Here is a 1,615-nt window from a genome sequence, read left to right as displayed (position 1 = left end):
TTGTTATGGTCTATGCGCCCGAAGAGGTGCGCATTTCACGTGCCGTCCGGCGGGATGCTTCCTCGCGCGAATTGATAGAAAAGCGTATCCGTAGCCAGATGGATGACGAAGAAAAGCGTAAATATGCAGATTTTGTCATTGTAAATGATGGCGAAACTCCATTAATACCCCAGGTTTTAGAACTAATCGGTTCGCTATCTGAAAAAATGTACTATCTTTAAAAAATAGGCATCTCCTTAACAATAAAAATAAGCAAGCTTATTTTGTATTGTCTTCGGCTTACATTATCTTTGCCCCCCGAAAAAAATAACTACTAATCATCAAAACAGAATATATTATGTTGAAGACTATTTTGTCCATTTCCGGTAAACCGGGATTGTATAAGCTTGTTTCTCAGGGAAAAAATATGTTGATTGTAGAGTCGCTTGCAGACAAGAAGCGTTTCCCTGCCTATGGTAATGAGAAGATTATTTCTTTGGGCGATATCGCCATGTATACAGATACGGAAGATGTTCCTTTGAAGGAAGTGTTTCTTTCCATGAAGAAAAAGGAAAATGGTGCTGCCGTAGTGCTGGATTTGAAGAAAGCTACTGCTGACGACTTGCGTGCTTACCTGGCAGAGGTATTGCCTACCTTCGATCGCGACCGCGTATATCCGTCCGACATCAAGAAATTGATTGTTTGGTATAATTTGCTGGTGGCAAGCGGTATGACGGATTTTGAAGAAACTCCTGCGGCAGAAACGAAGGAGGAAAGCAAGGCCGAGTAATCGGAGAAGGATTGAAATACAAAATAAAAGAGGCGATTCTCAATAGTCGGGAATCGCCTCTTTTATTGGGGGATACGGATTGCTTTTAATTTCTGAAAACCAGTCCGTCGTCAGTGGTATTGGCATCCACTGTAATAGGCTTGCTGCGGTCTACTTCCTGAGCCAGCAGCTTCTTCGACAAGTCGTTCAGCAAATAGTGCTGGATGGCACGTTTCACCGGACGGGCGCCGAATTCAGGGTCATACCCTGCATTGGCAAGGAAGTCTATGGCGGCATTTGTCAGAACAAGTTCCACACCGTTACCGGAAAGCATCTTCTGCACACTCTTGATTTGGAGCACCACAATTTGCTTGATTTCGGGCTCTGTCAGTGGCAGGAACATGATGGTCTCGTCGATACGGTTCAGGAATTCCGGGCGGATGGTCTTTTTCAGCATATTCATCACTTCCTTCTTGGTTTCCTCTACGATTTGCTCCTTATTGCTACTGTTTAGTTTCTCCATCTGGCTTTGGATATAGCCGCTGCCCATGTTGGAGGTCATGATGATAATCGTATTCTTGAAGTTGACCGTACGCCCTTTGTTGTCCGTCAGACGTCCGTCATCCAGCACTTGCAGCAAGATGTTGAATACGTCCGGATGCGCTTTCTCGATTTCGTCGAATAGGACGACAGAATACGGTTTCCGCCTTACGGCTTCTGTCAGTTGTCCACCTTCATCGTAGCCCACATATCCCGGAGGCGCTCCTACCAGACGGGAAACGCTGTGTTTCTCCTGATACTCGCTCATGTCGATACGGGTCATCATCGTCTCGTCGTCAAAGAGGAACTCCGCCAGCGCCTTTGCCA

Annotated in this window: 3 protein-coding genes; 2 read left to right on the top strand and 1 reads right to left on the bottom strand. The window is 45.8% G+C overall.

The features are described from left to right. Both ABUA47_RS24610 and ABUA47_RS24605 read left to right on the top strand, forming a co-directional pair. Positions 1-221 (top strand): dephospho-CoA kinase (locus tag ABUA47_RS24610; protein WP_349832269.1); only part of this gene is annotated, 221 nt, incomplete at its 5' end. 116 nt (positions 222-337) lie between these two features. Continuing rightward, complete coding sequence (locus ABUA47_RS24605) at positions 338-769, top strand: DUF5606 domain-containing protein (protein ID WP_005832700.1); 432 nt, start codon at positions 338-340, stop codon at positions 767-769. A gap of 85 nt (positions 770-854) precedes the next feature. Here the strand turns inward: ABUA47_RS24605 and ABUA47_RS24600 are convergent. Continuing rightward, a partial coding sequence (locus tag ABUA47_RS24600) for an AAA family ATPase (RefSeq protein ID WP_349832267.1) occupies positions 855-1,615 on the bottom strand: 761 nt, incomplete at its 5' end.

The organism is Bacteroides sp. RTP31139st1_H2_RTP31139_211217, from assembly GCF_040227615.1.
GTDB classification, from domain to species: Bacteria; Bacteroidota; Bacteroidia; order Bacteroidales; family Bacteroidaceae; genus Bacteroides; species Bacteroides uniformis.
Note: the sequence above shows the minus strand (reverse complement) of the source record. Positions and strands in the feature narration are given on the sequence as shown.

Excerpts from the sequence above, each read along its gene's own strand:
- ABUA47_RS24605 (WP_005832700.1), top strand. The coding sequence starts at position 338 with ATGTTGAAGACTATTTTGTCCATTTCCGGTAAACCGGGATTGTATAAG.